The sequence below is a fragment of the Paludibaculum fermentans genome, assembly GCF_015277775.1.
Lineage (GTDB): Bacteria > Acidobacteriota > Terriglobia > Bryobacterales > Bryobacteraceae > Paludibaculum > Paludibaculum fermentans.
The window spans coordinates 5,505,810-5,527,043 of sequence record NZ_CP063849.1 but is presented as its reverse complement, the minus strand read 5'-3'; the positions used below and the strand labels follow the sequence as shown (position 1 = coordinate 5,527,043).

General features: G+C 65.0%; 12 protein-coding genes. 7 read left to right on the top strand and 5 right to left on the bottom strand.

What is annotated here, in order from left to right:
• Positions 1-25 precede the first annotated feature (25 nt).
• Positions 26-1,327, top strand: coding sequence for a helix-turn-helix domain-containing protein (locus tag IRI77_RS21720; RefSeq protein WP_194447111.1), 1,302 nt, complete (start codon positions 26-28; stop codon positions 1,325-1,327).
• A gap of 226 nt (positions 1,328-1,553) precedes the next feature.
• On the opposite strand, the gene IRI77_RS21715 is transcribed toward IRI77_RS21720, so the two are convergent.
• The 5 genes from IRI77_RS21715 to IRI77_RS21695 form a co-directional block, all read right to left on the bottom strand.
• Positions 1,554-3,440, bottom strand: coding sequence for an O-antigen ligase family protein (locus IRI77_RS21715; protein WP_194447110.1), 1,887 nt, complete (start codon positions 3,438-3,440; stop codon positions 1,554-1,556).
• The gene (locus IRI77_RS38370; RefSeq protein ID WP_194447109.1) at positions 3,440-5,626 is read right to left on the bottom strand and encodes a hypothetical protein; all 2,187 of its coding nucleotides are present in this window, start codon (positions 5,624-5,626) and stop codon (positions 3,440-3,442) included. The genes IRI77_RS21715 and IRI77_RS38370 overlap by 1 nt, the downstream gene beginning before the upstream one ends.
• A 155-nt stretch (positions 5,627-5,781) precedes the next feature.
• A complete protein-coding gene (locus tag IRI77_RS21705) occupies positions 5,782-7,200 on the bottom strand; it encodes a hypothetical protein (protein WP_194447108.1) in 1,419 nt (472 codons plus the stop codon).
• A gap of 265 nt (positions 7,201-7,465) precedes the next feature.
• Positions 7,466-9,049 (bottom strand): Gfo/Idh/MocA family protein, encoded by a 1,584-nt coding sequence (locus IRI77_RS21700; protein WP_194447107.1) that lies wholly within the window; start codon positions 9,047-9,049, stop codon positions 7,466-7,468.
• 48 nt (positions 9,050-9,097) lie between these two features.
• Positions 9,098-10,090 carry a sugar phosphate isomerase/epimerase family protein gene (locus IRI77_RS21695; protein WP_228486252.1) on the bottom strand — a complete coding sequence of 331 codons (993 nt, stop codon included), beginning with the start codon at positions 10,088-10,090 and terminating at the stop codon, positions 9,098-9,100.
• Positions 10,091-11,154: 1,064 nt separating this feature from the next.
• Between IRI77_RS21695 and IRI77_RS21690 the strand changes: the two genes are divergently transcribed.
• Genes IRI77_RS21690 through IRI77_RS21665 form a run of 6 tightly spaced genes read left to right on the top strand, consistent with a single transcriptional unit; the run spans position 11,155 to position 21,158 of the window.
• Positions 11,155-13,557 carry a capsule assembly Wzi family protein gene (locus IRI77_RS21690; RefSeq protein WP_194447105.1) on the top strand — a complete coding sequence of 801 codons (2,403 nt, stop codon included), beginning with the start codon at positions 11,155-11,157 and terminating at the stop codon, positions 13,555-13,557.
• Between the two features lie 30 nt (positions 13,558-13,587).
• Complete coding sequence (locus IRI77_RS21685) at positions 13,588-15,969, top strand: SLBB domain-containing protein (protein ID WP_194447104.1); 2,382 nt, start codon at positions 13,588-13,590, stop codon at positions 15,967-15,969.
• 4 nt (positions 15,970-15,973) lie between these two features.
• The gene (locus IRI77_RS21680) at positions 15,974-17,194 is read left to right on the top strand and encodes a GumC family protein (RefSeq protein WP_194447103.1); all 1,221 of its coding nucleotides are present in this window, start codon (positions 15,974-15,976) and stop codon (positions 17,192-17,194) included.
• A complete protein-coding gene (locus tag IRI77_RS21675) occupies positions 17,178-18,728 on the top strand; it encodes a lipopolysaccharide biosynthesis protein (RefSeq protein ID WP_194447102.1) in 1,551 nt (516 codons plus the stop codon). The genes IRI77_RS21680 and IRI77_RS21675 overlap by 17 nt, the downstream gene beginning before the upstream one ends.
• Positions 18,725-20,110 (top strand): O-antigen polysaccharide polymerase Wzy, encoded by a 1,386-nt coding sequence (wzy, locus tag IRI77_RS21670; protein WP_194447101.1) that lies wholly within the window; start codon positions 18,725-18,727, stop codon positions 20,108-20,110. Before IRI77_RS21675 ends, wzy begins: the two co-directional genes overlap by 4 nt.
• Entirely contained in the window at positions 20,100-21,158 is a 1,059-nt protein-coding gene (locus IRI77_RS21665) for a glycosyltransferase family 4 protein (RefSeq protein WP_194447100.1), read from the top strand. Before wzy ends, IRI77_RS21665 begins: the two co-directional genes overlap by 11 nt.
• Positions 21,159-21,234: the final 76 nt, after the last annotated feature.

Below are 21,234 nucleotides of genomic sequence, written 5' to 3'. Positions count from 1 at the left end.
GGGCTGTGCTACACTCGACGCTGCAATGCTCGGAGATAGTCTCGCGCCTTCCGGAGAGCATGGCCGGAATGCCTCGCGCGACGCGCTCATTGAACGTGTGGTGGCCGGCGCGGCCTTTCGCAAATCGGCCCGGCTGCGTGAATTGCTGTACTATCTGTGCGAGCGCGCGCAGGCCGACCCGGACCATGTGATTCACGAGGGCGATATCGGCGCGGAAGTGTTTGGGCGGCAGCCTGGCTACGACACGGCGCAGGATCCGCTGGTGCGGGTGCAGGTGTCCCAATTAAGGAAACGGCTGCAGCAGCACTTTGAGACGGAAGGCAAGAGCGAGCCGGTGCTGATCGAGATTCCCAGGGGCGCTTACACTCCGGTATTTCCGCGCAGGGTGGCCGAGCCAGTGCCCGGTCTTGTTGTGCTGGATGCGCCAGCGGAGCGAAGCCGGCGGCGGTGGAACTGGTGGACGGCGGGTTTCGCAGGCCTGGCGGCCGTGTTGGGCGGGGTGGTGGTGTGGGCGCTGATGCGATCGCCTTTGCTGCCGGCACCGGGCACGGGTCCGGCGGTGAACCGTTTCTGGGCGCAGTTGCTGGAGAACGGCGAGCCGGCGTGCATTGTGATGTCCGATCCGGTGCTGGTGTTGTTCGAGAACATGCTGGGGCGCGGGATGACGCTGTCGGAGTACCGGATCAAAGACTTCAACCACGTGGCGAGCATCGAAATGAGCGACCTGGTGCAGCGGGAGTTTGCGAAGGGGTTGGCCGCGTATCAGTTCAGCAGTGTGGTGGACACCCAACTGGTGGCGACCCTGACGCTGTTGAACGCAGCGCAGCGGACGCGCACCGAGGTGGTGCCGGCTCGCGAGTTTGGCGTGGACTACCTGCGATCCCACAATGTCATCCTGCTGGGTAGCCGGCTGTCGAACCCGTGGGTGGAGATGTTCGAGAACCAATTGAACTTCCGCAGCATGGTGCCGGGGCGGCCGGACTACGTCTACTTTCAGAACATGGCGCCGCGGGCGGGGGAGAGCCGGACGTTTACGCTGGATTGGGGCAAGCTGGGCTTTTGCCGGGTGGCCCTGCTGCGGAATCCGGCGCATGGCAGCCACGTGCTGATGATTTCGGGTACGGATATTGCGGCGACCGAGGCGGGCGGCGAGTTCATCACCAGCGAGCCGTGGGTGCGGATGTTGCGGACAACCTTGAAGCTGGGCGAGCGGGAGCGTTTCCCACTGTTTGAGGCTTTGCTGCGGGTGGAGTATCAGGCAAAGAACGCGGCTCCGCGGTTCAGCATTGTGGGGTGGCGGCTGCCGGCGGCGACAGCGCCGCAGTGAGGAGGGCCGTAGCTGACGCTCCAGAATCGGGTGAGGGGGAGGGCGGTCAAGATGGGGCCGCTGGTTCTGATTGGGTGTTTGTGTCTGGAGTGGTTGACGGCCTGGGTGAGCGGGGCGGGTGTGCGGTGGCACGCGTTTTCTTTGGGCGTGTAGGAAGCGGCGGGGTCAGGGGACCCCTTGCGGACCAGGGGGTCCGCCGTCCTACGGGGTGGGCTTGGGCGCAGGGCTAGTGTTGAGCCTCCAGGGTTTGGGTGATGAGTTTGCGCAGGTCTTCGTGCTGGTCACCTAGTTGGGTTAGCGCTTGAGAGCACTGCGGACGGGCTTCGGCGGGGCGGTTGGTTTGGGCCAGGATGCGGCAGAGGAGCCAGCGGGGCTGATACCAGTTGGGGGCGCGCTGGATGGCCTGCCGGAGGTCCGATTCCGCCTGGGGCCCGTTTTGCGCCAGCACGGCCAGGACTCCAGCGTTGTAGTAGGCCAGATTCACGTCCTCGCCCGGGCGGCTGAGGGCCAGGCGGCTGGAGTCCACGGCCTCTTTCCAGATCACCATGCGTGTCGCTTCCGGGTTGGGGAGGGAGGCCAGCTTCGTCATGCGCTGCGAATACCAGAGCTCCGGGGCAGGGCTGGCCGGCCACGGCTGGGCTTTTGCGTGCCACTCGATGGCCGGCTGCCAGTTGCCGGCGTTCAGGTGCGATTGGATGCGCTGGTAAGCGGAGTCCGTCCAGGCTACGGAGAGGGCGCAGATCGCCAGGGCCAAGCCGGCCAGGGCGGCGGCGGGTTTCCAGAATGGGCTGAGGGTTGGGGCGGTTTGGGCTGGAGACGCGGCCAGGGAGGACTGGGCGGCCAGGATCAGCATTAGGCAGCAGAGGGACGGGAGCGTGAAGACGAAGAAGGAGTGGGTGACCGCCAAGGCTAGCAGGGCCGCGGAGAGGCAGGCGGGCAGGAGTCCAAGGCGGCGGGCGCGGAAGCTGCAGTAGAAGCCGGCCAGGAAGAGGGCCAGGAGGCAGAGGAGGCTGGCGAGTCCGTTGGAGGCAGCGGCGTCGAGCCAGACGCTGTGTGGGGACTCGTGGTAGAAGTCCGGGTAGAGCTGGCTGAGGCGCAGGGACTGGTAGAGCGGAAAGACGGCGGGAAACGTCTCCGGGCCCCATCCAATGGGCCAGCGGCGGCCGATGAGGCTGAGGGTGTCGAGCCAGAGGGGCAGGCGGGTGCCGCCCGAGAGGTCGAGGGTCCATTCTTTGGCTCGCGAGACCATTGGGGCCCAGGCGGGGGAGAGGCGGAGGGCGAGGGCGATGGAGGCCGTGGTGGCGGCGGTCCAGAGGAGGGTGCGTTGGCGGAAGAGGACGGCGGCGCTGCCTTTCTTGGACAGGACCAGCACAAGAGCTCCGAGGAGCAGGCCACCCAGGACGGCGCGGGTTCCGCTGACGGCGATGCCGGCGGCGCTGAGGGCCACGGAGGCCAGGCAGAGAGTCCGCCAAAACTTCGACGTTTCCAGCGACTGCGCGGCTATGCCCAGGAAGGCGACTACGACGAGGAAGCTGCCGAGGTAGGCGGCGTGCCCCAGGGTGGATGGCGGGCGGAGGGTTTTGGCGGGGGGCGGCAGGGCGTAGAGGGAGGCGTCGAGGAAGGGGTCGAGCCCCATGGCCTGGCAGACGGCGTAGGCGGCGGTGAGGAGGCCGGCGAGGCAGAGGGCTCGCAGGGCGAGGCGGAGGTAGCGGGTGTCGAAAGTAAAGCAGGCGGCGGAATAGAGGCCGCAGAGGAGGACCGCGAGTTGGGAGAGGGCGCCGAATCGCCGCCAGCCGCTGCCGTAGAGGGAGAGGGCCGGGTTTTCCGAGAAGGCGGTGGCGATGAGGAGAGTGAGGGCGTAGAGCCCACAGAGGAGGAGCAGGAGTGTGCCGGCGGGCCGGGCGTAGAGGGCGGTGAGGCGATGGAGGAGGCGGCCTGGCTGGCAGAGGAGGACGGCGGCGAGGAGTTGGAGGGCTACGGCTTTGGGGGCGGCGTCGAAGTGGAAGGACAGGCCGGGCGCCCAGGCGAGGGGAGCGAGCAGGACGAAGGCGATGAGGAAGCAGGCGTCGTGATCGAAGCGGGACCTGGATTTGGTCGAAAGCGGGCGACCCATCACGGTACGGGGTTGAAGCTGCCGCGGAGTTGCCAGCCGCTGTCGAGCGTGTTGACGTCGACGGCTCGCAGATAAGACTGGACGCTGGCCGGAATGGCGGAGAGGAACGAGAGCGAGGCGGTGACGGTGAGCGTGTTGCCCGAAACGGAAACAGCGGAGCCGGAGGGGATGAGCATGCATGCGCTGTTCACGATGGGTGCCGCGATGGAGCCCGGGGTGACTGGGCCGAGCACGGAGCCGTCGCTGCCGAAGAGATACATGGCGTTGGTGGCGCGCGTGTAGTGCACCAGGCAGTAGGGTTGGCCGCCGCCGTTGGAGGCCGCCCCGAGCATAATGCGGGCCCAGGAGATCTGGGCGCCGCCATCGAGATCGTAAAAGTTGGCGGTGAAGGCCTGGGTGTGGGCGGTGCCGGACCCGGGTGTGAGGGACTGGGCTCCGGGGGTGCCGTCGATGGTCCAGGAGCCGGATTGGAGGAAGCCGGTATCGAGGCCGATGGGGCTGAGGGTGCGCAGGTAAATTTTGCGGGCTCCGAGGATAGCCGACTTAAAGGCGACGGAGAGTTTCCATTCGAGTGCCCCATTGACGTTGGCGGCGGAGGAGCCGGCGGTGTCGATGGAGCAGGCGCTGTTCTGGAGGGAACTGGAGACGGAGCCGGGGGTGACGGGGCCGAGGAAGAAGCCGCTGTCGCCGTAGAGCCAGAGGCCGTTGCCGGCGCGGTCGTAGTGAACGAGGCAGAAGGGTTGGCCGCCGCCATCGGTGGCGACGGCGAAGAGCATTTGCGCCCAGCCGAGATTGATGCCGGTGAAGCCGGGGGCGTCGGGGTAAGTTCCGGTGAAGGTTTGAACCGCACCGGAGCCGGAGGCGGGGGTGACGGACAGGGCGGGGGTGGGCGGATCGGTGACGGTGAAAGCTCCCCGCTGGACCCAGCCGGTGTCCTGTTCGGAGTGATCGTAGGCGCGGAGGTAAGTGTACTTGGATCCGGCGAAGCCGGTTTTGAAGGAGACGGGCACGCTCAAGTGAAGGCTGGTGCCGGCGGGGTCAAAGGTGGCTCCGCTCGTATTGACGGCGCAGGCGTTGTTCTTGAGGGAGGCGGAGACGGTGCCTGGGGTGACGGGACCGAGGAAGAAGCCCTGATCGCCATAGAGCCAGAGGCCGTTGCCGGAGCGGTCGTAGTGAATGAAGCAGAAGGGCTGGCCGCCGCCGTTCTCGGCGACGGCGATGAGGATCTGGCCCCAGGCGAGGTCGTGGACGCCGTTGGGGTCGGAGAAGACGGCTGTGAAGGTCTGGGTAGAGCCGCTGCCGGAGGAGGGGGTAATGGAGTCGGCTGTGGGGGGCATGGGGCCGAGAGAGCCCTGGACGGGGATGGTAACGACATTGCTGACGGCGCCGCTGGCGAGGAAGACAGACTGCTCGCCAGGACCCGTGGCGGCGGGCACCAGGAAACTGACCTTGTAGACACCGAGGGAGGTGTTGGTGAGTTGAATGAGGACCCCGGTGGCCGGGAGGTTGCCGATGCCGACGATGGGCGTGATGGTCGTGGGGAGGGGTGTTGGCGGGATCTGGCCGGTGGGAACGGGGGGTGTGGTGGGTCCCAGGCCGGTGGCGAAGAGGGACACCATGGTGCCGGGAACGGCGGGGTGTGAGTCGGTGATGGGAACGCCGGCGGCATCCTCGGCGATCGCGCGGCCCTGGCCGGTGCCATTGACGGTGTAGAACCCGGGCGAGAACTGGGCGAGATTGAGGGACTTGGTGGCGACAGTTTGGCCGAGACGGCGAATGGTGAGGTCGATGGTGCCGGGGGAGAGTTCCCTGGGGATCTGGATGGTCATCTGGGTGGGGCTGGACTGGAGGATGGGGGCGTCCACGCCGTTGGCCTTGACCGAGGTGACGATGGTGGTGGGCAGGGGCAGAGCGAGATCTGAACCGTAGAGGATGGAGAGTCCGCCGGGGGAGTGGGTGTCCTGGAAGGAAGCGGCGTTGACGGCGGAGGTGACGGCGGTGGTCGCCTGGGGGGAGATGAGAGCCGCAGCCTGTTCACTGATCGAGTTGGCGGTGGGCAGATGGAATGGGACGGGTCCCGAGTGGCGGGATTGGTATTGGCTGCCGGCGGACTGGGCGAGAAGGGCTGTGCCCGCGCAGGAGATGAGCGCGCATAGGACGACACTCCGGACTTTGAGCAGGTTCATGGGGCGGCCGTTCCTCCAAGACGCAATCTTTGATATAGCACAAAAAGATCTTTTTCTTGCTGTCATTTCAAATCTAAGTGGGACTTAAGGGTGGATTATGGTACTACTCTTACCTTTCAAAGGTTTACGGCCCGATTGGGAGCGCAAGAGTACGCCTAAATGGGGGCTGGGTGGTCGCCAGCTGTGACGGTGGAGGTCCAGGTGCCGGCCGGGAGGAAGCCGGTGTCGAGGCCGATGGGGCTGAGGGTGCGCAGATAGATGTTTCGAGCACCGGCCATGGTCTGCCCGAAGAAAACGGAGAGCCTGAGTTCCAGGGCGCCGCTGACGCTGCCCGCGGTGGTGGCCGCGGTATCGATGGAACAACTGCTGTTCTGGAGAAGGTTGGAGGAGACGCCGGGGGTGACGGGCCCGAGGAAGAAGCCGCTGTCGCCATAGAGCCAGAGCCCGTTGCCGGCACGGTCGTAGTGGACGAAGCAGAACGGCTGGCCGCCACCATCCGTGGCAACGGCAAACAGCATCTGGGCCCAACCGAGGCTGAGGCCGATGAAGCCGGGGGCGTCGGGATAGTTGGCGGTGAAGATCTGGGCGGAGCCGGCTCCGGAGGGTGGGGAGACCGCGAGGATGGGCGGGGTGGGATTGTTGACGTCGACTGTCCCGCGATGGAGCCAACCGGTGTCCTGTTCGGAGCGGTCGTAGGCGCGCAGGTAGATGTTTTTCGGTCCGGCGAAGCCCGTCTTGAAGGCGACGCGCGCGTTTAAAGTGAGGGCCGAGCCGAACTGGGTGATGGTTGTGGCGCTGGTGTTGACGGCGCAGGCGCTGTTCTTCAAACCGGCCGAGACTGTGCCGGGCGTAACGGGGCCGACGAAGAAGCCTCCGTCGCCATAGAGCCACAGGCCGTTGCCGGCCCGGTCGTAGTGGACAAAGCAGAAGGGTTGACCGCCGCCGTTGGGGGCGACGGCGAAGAGGAGTTGGGTCCAGGCGAGATCCTGCGTGCCGTTGGGATCGGAATAGACTGCAGAGAAGGTCTGGTTGGAGCCAGAGCCGGACGCGGGGGTGACGGAGTCGGCGGTGGGCGGCATGGGGCCGAGGGCACCCTGAACAGGGATGGACGCGAGGTTGCTGGAGTAGGCGCCGATCTGGAGGAAGAGGGGCTGCTCGCCGGGTCCGATCGCGGCAGGGACCGTGAACGTGACCTTGTAGACGCCGAAGGAGGTGCTGGAGAGTTGGGCGAGGACTCCGGTGGCCTTCTGGCCGGCGACGAAGACGAGGGGGGTGACGGCGGTGGTGAGGGGCGTCGCGGGGATCTGGCCGGTGACGGCGGGGGGCACGGTCTGGCCCAAGCCGGTCGCGGAGATGGATACGACTGAACCCGGGACCGCGAGATGGGAGTCGGTGAGGGCGAAGCCCGCGGCGTCCTCTGCCCTGGCCCGGCCGTGGCCGTCGCCGCTGAGGGTGAAGATGCCGGGAGAGTATGGGGATACGTTGATGGTCGCAGTGGCGAGCGTCTGCCCGGAAGGCCGTTTTTCAGGCTCTTTTTGCGCGAATAGAGGACACCCAAGGGATAAACAAATCACACACAAAAAGAAATTTCGAGCCTTGACCAGAGGCATTCCTCGATCCTCCCACAGAGATGCAAGCTCTGATATAGCACACTCAGTGTCGTCGCATGGACTTCAGCGGTGCGAGGAGTTCCTGATTTGGCGAATTCCCGGGTTTCCGGCGCAGGTAGTTTGGCGGGAAATCGGGCAGTAAACGCAAAGCGGCCGGAGGGAGCGGGCGCCGCGAGTGCGGGCGCCCTGGACTTCCTCCGGCCGTTGCGAAGGTCCGGACCTGAATGGGTTAGGACTTGACGGTGTGGAATTCCCAGCCCTTGCGGAAGACGGGCTTGAGGAGTTTGTTGGCTTCCACGTTATTGGTGATGCGCATCTTGTCGGGGTCGTATTCGAGCTTGCCTTCGTGGCGGAGCGCGATGACACCGAGGAGCATCCATTCGACGAACGGCGCGGCGACGTCGAAGTTGGAGCAGGCGGGGTCGCCGCCCTTACAGGCGCGGATGAAGTCGCGCATGTGGCCGGGCGAACGGGTGAGGAGCGGGGCGGGCATCTGGTAGTCCTTCATCTTCTCGACGGGGAGGAGACGGGTGACTTCGCCGTAGGTGCCGGTGGTGAGGACGCCCTTATCGCCGAGGAAGACGCTGCCGTCGGGGGTGGGGAAGCGGAGCTTGGCTTCGGGATCCTTCATGGCCTTGAAGTCGTCGTAGTTGAAGACGCGGCCGGGGGAGTGGAAGTCGTTGCCGGCGGGACGCATCATGCCGGGGCCGCCGCCTGGGCGACGGGCTCCGGGGCCGCCTGGGCCACCAGCGCCGGGCGCGCCGGCGGGCTGGTTGCGGACGATGGAGGGCGGATCGCCGATCCACTCACCCTCGGGGACGCCGGGGACGGTGGGGTTCTGTTTGAGGCCGTCGTACCAGAAGATCTTGAGGGCGGGCATGTCGCCGTAGGCCGCGAAGTCGTAGCGGATGACGGAGACCTTGGGGAACATGAAGGGGCTGGTGCCTTCCTTCTTAATGCACTCGACGCCGACGATCTTGCGCTTGGAGAGGTGGAGGGCCATATTGGGCGCGCCAAGGATGTGGCAGGCCATATCGCCGAGGGCGCCGCAGCCGAAGTCGTAGAAGCCGCGCCAGTTGAAGGGCTGATAGAAGAAGCCGCCCCAACGGTCGGGTTCAGTGGCGCCGCCGGCGGTGAAGGGGCGCTTTTCCGCGGGTCCGAGCCAGAGGTCCCAATCGAGGGTGGCGGGTACGGGCTCTTCCTTGGGGATTTCGGTGAGGCCCTGGGGCCAGAGGGGGCGATCGCTCCAGGCATGGACTTCGCTGACGGCGCCGATGTCGCCGTTCCACACGATTTCCGCGCACTGGCGGGTGCCTTCATTGGAGTAGCCCTGGTTGCCCATCTGCGTGGCGACACCGTATTTGGCGGCGGCGGCGCGGAGCTGGCGGGCTTCCCAGATGGTGCGGACGAGGGGCTTTTGAACGTAGACGTTCTTGCCGCGCTCCATACACCAGATTGCTGCGGTGGCGTGCATGTGATCGGGGGTGGCCACGATCACGGAGTCGATGTTCTTGGCTTCCTTGTCGAGCATCTGCCGGAAGTCCTTATACTTCGTGGCAGTGGGGTAGCGATTGAAGCTGGGAGCGGCGCGGCGGTCGTCCACGTCGCAGAGGGCAACGATGTTTTCCGTGGGGGCCGCGGCGCCCAGATTGGATGCGCCCTGGCCGCCGGAACCGATCGCGGCGAAGTTCAATTTCTCGTTCGGGGACTTATAGCCCGCGAACTTCATGGAAGCAACGCTGCCGAATCCGGCCGTGGGGACTGCCCCGGCCAGCAGTGCGCCGTAGAAGAAATGCCGTCTTGTGTGAGCCATACTTATTCTCCGTGGAATTCTACAACCAGACTGTTTTTAAGCCGCCGGCTACGCCAGGCAACTCTTGACGTAGGCGAGGCACTTCTTGGCCTCCGCGATGATATCAGAGCCTTCGGGGATGGGGTATTCCAATTCCAGATTGGCGGGTATGGGATACTTTTCCGCTTTGAGGAGCTGGAGGACTTCCTTCATGGGCGTGTCGCCGGTGCCCCAGACCGCGACATTGGGGCCGTGGGCCTTTTTACGGTCCTTGATGTGAAGGTTGGTGATTTTGGCGTGGTGTTCCTTGATGAACGCCACGGCGTCGTAGCCGGCGGCGGTGAAGTGGCCGATGTCGAGATTGACGCCGTTGTACTTACCGTAGGCCATCAGGGTCTGATAGCTCTCGAGCGTCGCGGTCTGGTTGGGGTCGTTGGTGGCGTCGTGGCCGTGGTAGCCGACCAGGAGCTTGTGCTTGTCGGCGAAGGGCGCGATGCGCTTGGCCATGGTCAGGGTGGTGCTGGTGGTGATGCCTTTGACGCCGAGGGCCTTGGCCATCTGGAAGCCGAACTCGATGTCATCGTCCTTCATGGAGTCCTGCATGTTGTAGCAGAGGAGGGCGAGGTCGATGCCGGCATCGTTGAACTTCTTGGCGACGGCCTTCCAGGTGGCGGGGGTGGTGGTGCCGCGCCAGGCGACGAGCTTTTCCTGGGCTGCCTTGCGTTCCGCGATCTGCTCGGGGGTGAGTTGGGGGCGGGGTCCGGGTCCTTTGGTCGCTGCAGCGGCGGGCGGGCTGCCGGCGGGAGGACGGGGCGGGGCCGGGCGGAAGAAGTTGGGCATGGGCGGAGCGCCGGCCAGGGCTTCGCAATGATTCGACATGAGTTCGGCTTCGCCGAGGCCGATCTCGACGTAGGCCTTGATGATGGCTTCGGCGTCGGGGCTGGCGATGCGATTGAAACTGTACGTGATAGCGCCGATTTGCACGCCGCCGAACTTGGAATTGATCTTCTTTGCGGCCAGTGCCGTGGCTAGCGGAGCGGAAGCGAGTGCGAACCTGGCCATGTCTCGCCGTGTGAACTGCATATTAGTCCTTTCAGTACGTTAAAAACTACCTGCCTGTGGGGACAGAGTAAGGCCGCAGTCCACGCCTACGGCATGGACCTGAATCTATTACGGGCGCAGTTGTCCCCAAGTAGGTTACGCGGGGCGGCAGTTTGGGTGTGCGAGAGCAGGGGTGAGCAACGGGCGAAGATCCGCGGGCGGGGTGGGCGTGTATGACAGCCGGGGTGGGGGATGGACGGGTTGAAGCACTGGGTGGAAGCCGCGGCCGGGCTGTGTAAAATACCGGACAGACTAATTGGGAGTGTGGAAATAACTTCCAATCAGTCTTGAATTAAGTAAATTTTACCAATCGCATAGTATTCCAGTAACCGACCGGCCGGGCACGGGGACGGCGGGATGAGTTGACCACGAGTGAAGTTAATTCAAGAGGTTACGGCGCGAGGCGGGGCCGCCCTGGCCGAGTGCTCCCGTGGTTGTCATTCTGCCGCATCCTCCCAGGGCTAAGTTAAGCAATATCAAGGCCAAAGGGGCGGACAGGGGGCCGGCCCGGCGGTGCGGGCGGAGAATCACGCGCAGTAGTTCCGGGCCGCCAGGATGAGCGGGGGGGCGCCGCGCGGCTGCATTTGCATGACAGGAATTGGACGATTGTATTCAACAGATTAATGAAGAATTGACAATTGTTTGGTTGCGGGTATTTGTGCGGGAAATGGATAATGCCTGAAGGAGCAGCGTTGCGCAGTGGGTGACCAAGCCAAGGCATGTCATGCCTTTGGGGGACGCCATTGGCTGGCCTTGCCGGAGTGCTTCCAAGTGATCAGGCGACGCCAGTGTCCACGCCAGACTTGGCCCTGTACTTGCAAGCTTGGGTGAAAGAGGCGTAACGGGTTCCACCCAAACGGTCCACGAGTTCCGGGCCGGAATTTCGGGACTCACAGAGCGTGAGCTATGCCCGGACGGGCGATTCGCCACGTTTTCGAATCACGCCGAAGCGATTGATAAATGACGACTTACCTTCAGTATTGGAGATTTTTCGGCGGAACCGGCCGGCGGTTAGGGAGCGGTATTTGAGCGTAGGAACAGGGAGGCGGCGCGCCCTGTGGCTGCGGTTGGCGTTGGTGATCGGGGTGGTGCTGGGGCCTAAGCAGGCCATGGCACAGAGCGGCACGGAACCGCCCCCGGCGAGCGGGTCTCCGGCGTATATCCGGCCGATTTCGGCTTTGCCTAAGGACCTCTTCCTGGACCAGAAGAAGGTCATCACAAGTCCGGCGCGGCTTCGCAAAAAGGATCTGGCCTGGCTGGTTCCCATGGCGGGTGCAACCTCCTTTCTATTTGCTACTGACGAACGGAACATGCGGGATCGAATTCACGGAGGGCCGTTGACGCAGGATCGGAGCTCGCTGTTTGCGAACGCGGGCACGGGCGTGATGCTTTCGATTCCGGCGTATCTGGCGTGGTACGGGTGGCGGCACTCGGACGAGTACGCGACGACGACGGCGACCGTGAGTACACGGGCCCTGGCGGCCAGCATGATTGCGACCGAGGTGGTGAAGCTGATCGCGCGGAGGCAGAGGCCGTTGGACGGAGACGGGTCGGGCGCGTTCCTGAAAGGCTCGGGTGTGAACTCGTCGTTCCCGTCGATGCACTCAGCCATGGTTTGGGCCGTGGCTCCGGTGGTGGCGGAGCGGTATCCGGGGTGGCTGACGAAGGTGGCTGTTTACGGGCTGGCTAGCTCAGTGAGTCTCAGCCGGGTGGCCGGGCAGAAGCACTTCCCTTCGGATGTGCTGATCGGCAGTTCGCTGGGGTGGCTGATTGGGCATTACCTGGCGCAGGGCGCGGAGCCGAAATCACAGCGGATGTACCTGGATCCGCCGAGCGAGCGGAGGGCGGCGGATTCCACGGCGGCTCACGGGTTTGTGTATGTGCCGATGGACAGTTGGGTGTATCCGGCGTTGGACCGGTTGGCCGGGTTGGGTTTGATCCCTTCGCAGATTGCGGGACTGCGGCCCTGGACCCGTGCAGAGTGCCGGCGGCAACTGGCGGAGGCCGATGAGGCGATGCTCGACAGGGACCGCGACTGGCGCGCGGCGTCGCAAGCGCAGCCGCTGCTGGCGGCGCTGCACCGCGAGTTCGATGAAGCGGATCAGGCCGGAGGGGCGCTGGTGCTGGATTCGGTGTACGTGCGGAACGGCGGGATCGCGGGTCCGGCGCTGACGGATGGGTATCACTTCGGACAGACGTGGGTGAACGACTTCGGGCGTCCGTTTGGACGGGGCTGGAATATGAATACGGGTCTTACGGTGCGGGCGGAGTCGGGGCGGTTCTTCGGGTATGTGCGGAGCGAGTTCCAGCATGCCGCCGCGGCGGCGCCGGTCTCGCTGGAGACGCGGCAACTGATTTCGAAGTTGGACACGATCCCCCTGCCGCCGGAGCGAGAGGCGGATGACACCAACCGGTATCGAGTGGTGGAAGGGTATGCGGGTGTACGGCTGGCGAACCTGGAACTGTCGGTAGGCAAGCAGGCGCTGTGGTGGGGGCCGGGGACGGATGGGCCCCTCTCGTTCAGCACCAATGCGGAGCCGACGAAGAACGCGAAGATCTCGATGCTGCATCCGTACCGGCTGCCCGGGTTTCTGGGGCATCTGGGCGAGATCCGGGGCGAGTTCGTGATGGGGAAGCTGGGCGGGCACGCGTATACCTGGCGGCCGTGGTTCAACGCGCAGAAGGTGTCTTTCAAGCTGACGGACAACCTGGAGATGGGGTTCACGCGGTGGTCAATGCTCTGGGGGGAAGGGCACCCGATTACGTTCAAGAGCTTTGTGCGGAACTTCACGGCGACGTCGAGCGAGGTGGCGATTGGGCCGACGGATCCGCGCGATCCGGGCGACCGCAAGGCGGGTTTCAATTTCAAGTACCGGATTCCCGGGTTGCGCGACTGGGTGACGATCTATAGCGATTCGTACAGCGATGACGATCCGTCGCCGCTGGCGGCGCCGAGGCATGCCGCGATCAGTCCTGGGATCCACCTGACGAGGATTCCGGGTGTCCCGAAGCTGGATTTGCGGGTGGAGACGTCGTCGACGACTCCGTTGGCGATCGACCGGGGCGGGCAGTTCATTTACTACAACGGCCAATACCGGAGCGGGAACACGAACTACGGCAATCTGCTGGGCAGTTCGGTGGGCCGCGACGGGCGGGCGATTCAAGCGTGGTCGACGTACTGGTTTAACGCGCGGACGAAGGTGGAAGGCAGCTACCGGCAACGGAAGATCAGCGGGCAATTTCTGCCGGGTGGAGGGACGCAGAGCGATGCCTCGATGAAGGGGTCGGTGGAACTACCGGGGCACTGCTATGCGGATGTGATGTTGCAGTACGAGCGGTTCTGGCTGCCGGTGCTGGGCGGTCCGCAGCGAAACCTGAGCGGAAGGGTGGAGTTGCGGTGGGAGCCGCGGCTGCGGCTGTTCCGGTAAGCGCGTGAGCGAAATGAAGGAAGAGGAAGCATGAAGTTGTCCTTGGAAGCGTGGAGAGAGACGGTCGGCTACATATGCAAGGCGACGGTACTGGTGGTGGCGATGACGGCGGGCCTGCGGGCGCAGGGGATTCCGAATCCCGGCGACCTGTCGAGGCCGGCGCAGGAGGACAATGCGCAGGCGCTGGCGCAGAAGTGCGCGGCTCCGGGTAGTGAGAACCTGCCGGAGTGCCAGGCAGCCAAGGCGGCGCTGCAGAGGATGAAGTCGCAGCAGGATGCGGCCTCCGGGCAGGGGCCGGCGACGAGGACGGAGCGCAAGGACGAGAAGACTCCCGAAGATAGCAGGACCGAAAAGAAGGAACTGAAGCCGGAGCCGGCGAGCGAGTTCCAGCGATTTGTGGCGTCGTCGTTTGGGCAGACGCTGCCGATCTTCGGGATGGAACTGTTTGCTGGTGAGGCCAGTCCGATCACGCCGATCCAGCAGTCGCCGATCACGATGGATTACGTGATTGGGCCGGGTGATGAGCTGGTGCTGCGGATGTGGGGCCAGATCAACCAGAACCTGAATGTGACGGTGGACCGGGCTGGCCAGATCTACGTGCCGCAGGCGGGCAACATCAATGTCGCGGGCATGACGTACCAGCAGATGCAGGGGCACCTGCGCGAAGAGCTGTCGAGGGTGTTCCGGAACTTCGAGTTCAGCGTGACGCTGGGGCAGCTGAGGTCGATTCAGGTGCTGGTGGTGGGGCAGGCCCGGCGGCCGGGCAACTATACGGTGAACTCACTGAGCACGCTGTTGAATGCGGTGTTCGCATCGGGCGGGCCGACGGCGCTGGGTTCGCTGCGGCACATCCAGTTGAAGCGGCGCGGGGTGCTGGTGACGGAGCTGGATCTGTATGACCTGCTGCTGAACGGAGACCAGTCAAAGGACGCGCGGCTGCTGCCGGGGGATGTCATTTACATCCCGACTGCCGGGCCTCAAGTGGCGATCGCGGGCAGCGTGAAGCATCCGGCGATTTACGAATTAAGGGGCGAGACGAACGCGGGCGATGCCATCAAGCTGGCTGGCGGGTTGTCGTCGATCGCGGAAGGGCACCGGGCCGTGCTGGAGCGGATCAAGGATCGCGCGGCGCGGGAGACGACGGACCTGGGGCTCGATAGCGGCGGGCTGTCGACGCCGATGAGGGATGGCGACCTGCTGCGGGTCCAGACGGTGCTGCCGCAGTTCGCGAATGCGGTGACGCTGCGCGGGCATGTGGCGAGTCCGGGGCGGTTCTCGTGGAAGCCGGGGATGCGGCTGCGGGACCTGATTCCGAATGAGGCGTCGCTGATTACGAGGGATTTCTGGAACCAGCGAAATCTGCAGGGCTACGTTGCTCCGGAGGACGCGGTGGCGGGCGAGCCGAAGTCGGAGGCGCTGAAGAAGCGCATGGAGACGAAGCTGGACGTCACGGCTCCGTCGATCAACTGGGCCTATGCGGTGGTGGAGCGGCAGAACGAGAAGGATCTGAAGCCGGAACTGTTGCCGTTCAACCTGGGCAAGATGCTGCTGGAGCGGGACGAGAGCCAGAACCTGGAGCTGCGGCCGGGCGACGTGGTGACGATCTTTTCGCAGGATGACATCCGGGTGCCTGTGTCGCAGCAGAACCGGACGGTGCGGCTGGAGGGCGAGATCCGCGCGGCGGGTGTGTACAGCATCCGGCCGGGCGAGACGCTGGGCCAGTTGATTGAGCGGGCCGGCGGGCTGATGCCGGAGGCGTACTTGTTCGGTTCCGAATTCCAGCGGGAATCGACGCGTAAGGAGCAGCAGCGGAGGCTGGACGAGCTGACGCGCGACCTGCAGCGGGAGGTGGAGCAGACGGGTACGGCGCTGCTGGGCGGGGCGACAACTCCGCAGGATACGGCGGCGCTGACGACGCGGATGGAGAGCGAGCGGCGGATGGTGGATGCGTTCCGCGCGACACAGGCGACGGGGCGGATCGTGCTGAGGCTGGATCCGGCCGGCAGTGATGTGTCGAAGCTGATGGGGCTGGTGCTGGAAGGCGGGGACCGGTTTGTGGTGCCGCCGCGTCCGGCGACAGTGAATGTGCTGGGTGCGGTGTACAACCCGAATTCGTTCATCCACGAGGGCAGCCTGCGAGTGGCCGATTATCTGCGGCAGGCCGGCGGGTGCACGCGCAATGCGGACAAGGGCCGGATCTTCATCATCCGGGCGGATGGCAGTGTGGTGCCGAAGCAGGGGTCGAGCAGCCCGTTCACGAAGGCGTTCGACGCTACGCGGCTGAATCCGGGGGATTCGCTGGTGATCCCTCAACAGATGTTCAAGACGCCGTTTCTGCGCGGGCTGAGGGACTGGTCACAGGTCTTCGGCCAACTGGCGCTGGGCGCGGCGGCGATCAATATTTTGCGGTGACCTTATGACGCCCACGCGAAGCAATCCTGTTACTGCGAAGCGCGCCGCGCGCGCTGCCAAGACGGAATCCGCGCCCGAGCAGCAGATGTTGTTCGGCCGGCACCGCGATGTGCTGATGGAACTGGTGGCGCACCGGCGGCTGATCGGCGGCGCGGCCGTGTTGACCGCGGCGGCGGCGTTTGGCGTGTTGAGCCTGATTCCGAGCAGGTACACCGCGACGGCGGTGATCATGCCTCCGCAGCAGGCGCAATCGTTATCGTCGGCGCTGATGGGCCAGTTGGGCGCGCTGACCGGGTTGGGTGGATCGGCCCAACTGATGGGGATGAAGTCGCCGAGCGATCTGTATGTCGGCATCCTGGAGGGCCGCACGATTGCGGACTCGGTGATCGAGCGCTTCCGGATGAGGGAAGTCTACGGCAAGAGCACGATGATGGAGACGCGGAAGGCCCTGGCGGAGCATACGGAGATCGGGTCCAGGAAGAGCGGACTGATCGAGATCGCGGTGGAAGACAAGGATCCGAAGCGGGCGGCGGCGATCGCGAACGCTTACGTCGAGGAGCTGCAGAAGCAGAACGGGCGGCTGGCGGTGACGGATGCGTCGCAGCGGCGGCTGTTCTTTGAGCGGGAGCTGGAGGAGCAGAAGTCGGCGCTGGCCGAGGCGGAGACGGCGTTGAAGACGGCGCAGGAGAAGAGCGGGATGATCCAGCCGGCGGGCCAGGCGGAGGCGATTATCCGGGCGCAGGCGCAGGCGCGGGCCGAGTTGGCCGGACTGGAGGTGCAGGCGCAGGCGATGAGCACCTTCGCGACGGACCAGAATCCGCAGATCAAGGTGTTGCGCAGCGAGCAGGCCGCGGTGCGAGAGCAGTTGAGGCAGTTGGAAGGACGCGCGGGCGGCGCTGGTTCGGCGCTGATCTCGTCGGGCAACCTGCCGACGGCGGGGTTGGAGTATATGCGGCGGCTGCGGGATGTGAAGTATCACGAGGCGCTGTTCGAGCTGCTGGCGAAGCAGTCGGAGGCGGCGAGGCTGGATGAGGCGAAGAGCGCTCCGGTATTGCAGGTGGTGGATAGCGCGGTGGTGCCGGACAGGAAGTCGTGGCCTCCGCGGGCGCTGCTGAGCGCGGCGGCGGCGATGGTGGCGTTCTTCTGTGCATGCGCGTGGGTGATTCTCCGATCCATGTTGAATTTCAAAATGGAGTGGCCTCGTCCTGATGAACCAACGGCCTGAGGCGCGGACACTACGGTCCGTAATGGGATCGCGGCACACGCTGAATCTTGCGTCGGGAGTGTTCTACTTCGCGGCGCGAGCGGTGTGCGCGGTGATCCAGTTGCGGGTGGTGACGCAGTATATCGGGGCGGAGTACGGGGGCCTGAACGCCGTTCTGAACCAGGTGATCTATTACGTCATGCTGGCCGAGTTGGGGTTGTCGACGGCGGCGATCTCGATGCTGTACGAGCCCGTGGAGCGAGGCGATGTCGCGGAGACCTCGGGGCTGTTGTCGGCCTTGCGCGGGGACATCCGGCGGCTCCTGTGGGTGGCGGCGCCGTTGTCGCTGCCGCTGATCTATGTGTATTCGCGGGCCGTGCATTCGGAGATCCCGTGGGCGATTGCGTTCAGCTGCATGGTGCTGGTGGCGGCGTCCACGCTGATCACGCTGGTGACCGTGCACTGCCAGGCGTACCTGAATGCGTCTGGCCAGATCTACCGGACGAACATGATTCTGGGCGGAGGCGCGCTGTTGAAGACGGCAGTGGGCCTGAGCGCGGCAGTGTATCTGCATTCGTACCTGGCGGTGCCGGCGGCGGTGGCGCTGCTGACGCTGGGCGAAGTGTTCCTGCTGCGGCGTACGTTCCGGGCGGTGTTTCCGGCGTTTCAAGGATTTCACCTGGCGGAACACACACTGAAGCTGCGGGCACAGGCGAAGTACGTGCTGTTCCACAAGGTGGGCGGGCTGATCTACTATCAGTCCGACTTCATCATCCTGTCGCTGGCCGCATCGCTGGTGGCGGTGAAGACGTACGCGCAGTATCAGTACCTGGCGGCGGGGATGATCGGTTTGTTCAATGCCGCGTTTGCGTCCATGACGTCGACCATTGCGGCACGGCTGATTGTGGCGTCACCCGAGGAGCGGCGGCGGCAGTACGGCACGGTGTGCCTGGCGGCGTACTTTGCGGCATTCTGCCTGGCTGGGGCATTCCGGTATAGCGCGGGTTCGTTTGTGTCGGCGCTGTTCCATGAGGATCGGGGCTTGAGTGCAGGGGTGGTGGCGCTGTTCTCGGTGCTGCTGTTCCTGAACTTGAGCAAGACGGTGGATGACGTGTTCATCACGGCGCGCGGCGCGTTCCGGCCGGGCTACTATCTGCCGCTGATGGAGGCGGCCGAGTACATCCTGCAGGGCGCGGTGATGGTGCGGTGGATGGGGAGTGAGGGGATCCTGTGGGCCGGCATCGGCACGAATGTGATTTTCGCGGTGCTGGCGAAGTCGATTGTGGTGGCGCGCGCGGTGGCTCACATGCCGGCTCCGGCGTTCCTGCTGAAGAAGGTGATCAACCTGGCGGCGGCGGCGGTGCTGGCGATTCCGGTGTATTTCGTGTTCTCACGGATTGACGGGCTGGCGCTGAATGCAACGTTGAAGTTCGTGCTGATCAATGCCGTGGCGGTGAGCTATGTGCTGCCGGTGACGCTGGCGATTGTGCAGCGGGGGTTTGCGGCAGCGGCGGAGATGGAGCCCGTGGTGGAGCCGGCGGAGGTGGTCCAATGACGGCGGCGGTGGTCCAGGCGCCCAATGCCATTCCAGTGGCCTGGATGGAGAGTTTCGCACTGGCGGCTGTCGTGAGCCTGGACTTTCTGGCGATCCGGGCCGGATGGCTGACAACGGAGCAACACGCCCTGGTGGTGACGCTGGGGTTGGCGGGCCTGCTGGTGATGACGTGGCTGCGGTTTCATCGCGGGATGCATCCGGTGTGGCTGTTCCTGGGGATGCTGCTGCTGTTCCAGGGCGGCCGGATGGTGGCGGCGCTGATGGGGATGGATGGGGATCCGTATTTGATCGACCTGCAGTCGCCTGTGCCGTTTACCTTGCCCACGGAGGCGAACCTGACGGCGACGTGGCTGCTGCTGTTGTCTGGAGTGGCGATCTACATTCCCTGCAGCCTGTCGTACCGGGTGTCGGGCTTTGAGGCTCCGCCGGGCGAGGATCTGACGCAGGCGCTGCTGCTGCTGTTCCTGGCCACGTTTCCGTTCCACATCTACAAGAATGTTCAGTACCTGTCGTACATCCGTTCGCACGGCGGGTATCTGGCGATCTACACGGATGGCGGCGCGCATCTGGAGGCGGCCGGGAGCCTGGCGCGCGTGCTGTCGCAGGTGTGTTCATCGGCGTTCCTGCTGTACTTCGTGTACGAGCAGCGCAAGCGGCGGCTGCTGACGATCTGCGTGGCGTACTTCGCGGTGACGGTGGTGGAACTGCTGATCGGATTGCGCGGCAAGGCGTTTCTGCTGCTGTTCACGTTCCTGTTCCTCTACAAGAAGAAGCAGGGCTCGCACTTTCGCGGTGTGCCGCTGGCGATCCTGGTGACGACACTGGGCGCGGTGGCGCAGCTGGTGGCCGGGTTCCGCGAGATGCGGGAGAGCGCGGCGGCGTCTCCGGCGGTGTTTCTGTGGGCGCAAGGCGTGTCGTTCCAGGTGACGGCGCTGGCAGTGGGGTTCCGGCATCTGTTCTCGGCACATGGGCTGGAGTACATCCTGAACCAGATCCCACTGGTATTTGTGCACCAGGACCGATTCGGCGAGGGGCAGTTGTTCGGGATCGACCTGAGCAATTTCCTGAACGCGGAGGCGATGAGCCTGGGTTTTGGCACGGGGTCGACGTACCTGGCTGAGGCGTATGTGGTGGGCGGAATTCCGGCGGTGGCGATTGCGTCGGCGTTGATCGGCTTGCTGCTGAGCCGGCTGCACCTGTCGTTGCGCGGCGCGTCGTGCGCGTTTGCGACGGTGGCGATGATGAACCTGATCTACATGCCGCGATCGGGCATGGTGGAGCCGTTCGCAGCGACCTTCAAGAGCTGGGTGGCCCTGGCGGCCACGCTGCTGGCGGCGCACGCAGTTCACAGAGCTATGGAGATGACCCGGCGTGAACAATGACAAGACAAAGCTGCTGCTGGTGAGTCTCGGCCGGATCTACGGCGGAGCGGAGATTCATTACACGCGCCTGGCGCGGCTGCTGGAAGGCGAGGCCGAACTGGCGGCGGTGGTGTGTTCGCCGGTGTTGGCGAGGATGCTGCGCGGCGCGGAGGTGTCGGTGTATGAGGTGCCGCAGTGGGCGCGGAAATCGGCGCTGCTACGGCTGCCCGCGGTGTGGCTGCTGATGCTGTGGTGCATGGCGACGCGGCGGATCCGGCGGGTGCATCTCAACGGGCAGGCGGAGGCGATCTTTGCCCTGCCGCTGCGGCTGCTGTTGCAGCGAGTGATTGTGACGCGGCATTCGGCGCTGACGCTGGAGCCGAGTGGGGTCAAGCGCCGCCTGTACCGCTTCAATGCGCGGTTTGCGACGGAGATTGTCTGTGTGTCGTCGTACCTGGCGCAGCAGCACAGGCCTTTCCTGCGCAGGACGCGGCTGGCGGTGGTCCCGAACTGGATTCCTGCAAAACGGGCGGCGGAAGGGCGGCGGCGCGAGGATCGAGCTCCCTACCGGCTCATCTTCGTGGGGCGGCTGGTGCCCGAGAAGGGGCTGGCGGATCTGCTGGCGGCGATGGACGGGCTGGAGGGGGTGGAGCTCTGGGTGGTGGGCGACGGACCCTTCCGCGACGAAGCGGAGCAGTTGGCGGCGGGCACGAAGACGACCTTCTGGGGCTTCCAGGACGACCCCGAACAGTTCTATCAACAGGCGAATCTTTTCATCTCTCCCTCTCACTCTGACGGGTTTTCCCTGGTTCTGATGGAGGCGATGTCCCATGGACTACCGGCATTGGTCAGCGACCTGCCGGCGCATCGGGAACTCTCAAACGACGGTGCGGGCGCGATGCTGTTCCGGTGCGGAAACGCGCTGGACCTGCGATCGAAGATCCAATACCTGAGGGACAATCCGCAGGAGGCCGAATCGCTGGGACGAGCGGCCATGCAGATTGTCGATGAGCACTTCACGGCGGAGCGTGTGGCTCCGCTGTACCGGGCCGTTTTCCAGTTGCCGTAGGCGGTGGCGGCCCCGGGCGACAAGACCAGTCGAGATCTCAACCAACGCGCACGGCGAAGAGGCGCCTTCCCGTGTG

Coding starts and splice junctions, on each gene's coding strand:
- IRI77_RS21720 (WP_194447111.1), top strand. CDS start 26: ATGCTCGGAGATAGTCTCGCGCCTTCCGGAGAGCATGGCCGGAATGCC.
- IRI77_RS21715 (WP_194447110.1), bottom strand. CDS start 3,440: ATGGGTCGCCCGCTTTCGACCAAATCCAGGTCCCGCTTCGATCACGAC.
- IRI77_RS38370 (WP_194447109.1), bottom strand. CDS start 5,626: ATGAACCTGCTCAAAGTCCGGAGTGTCGTCCTATGCGCGCTCATCTCC.
- IRI77_RS21700 (WP_194447107.1), bottom strand. CDS start 9,049: ATGGCTCACACAAGACGGCATTTCTTCTACGGCGCACTGCTGGCCGGG.
- IRI77_RS21695 (WP_228486252.1), bottom strand. CDS start 10,090: ATGGCCAGGTTCGCACTCGCTTCCGCTCCGCTAGCCACGGCACTGGCC.
- IRI77_RS21685 (WP_194447104.1), top strand. CDS start 13,588: ATGAAGTTGTCCTTGGAAGCGTGGAGAGAGACGGTCGGCTACATATGC.
- IRI77_RS21680 (WP_194447103.1), top strand. CDS start 15,974: ATGACGCCCACGCGAAGCAATCCTGTTACTGCGAAGCGCGCCGCGCGC.
- IRI77_RS21675 (WP_194447102.1), top strand. CDS start 17,178: ATGAACCAACGGCCTGAGGCGCGGACACTACGGTCCGTAATGGGATCG.
- wzy (WP_194447101.1), top strand. CDS start 18,725: ATGACGGCGGCGGTGGTCCAGGCGCCCAATGCCATTCCAGTGGCCTGG.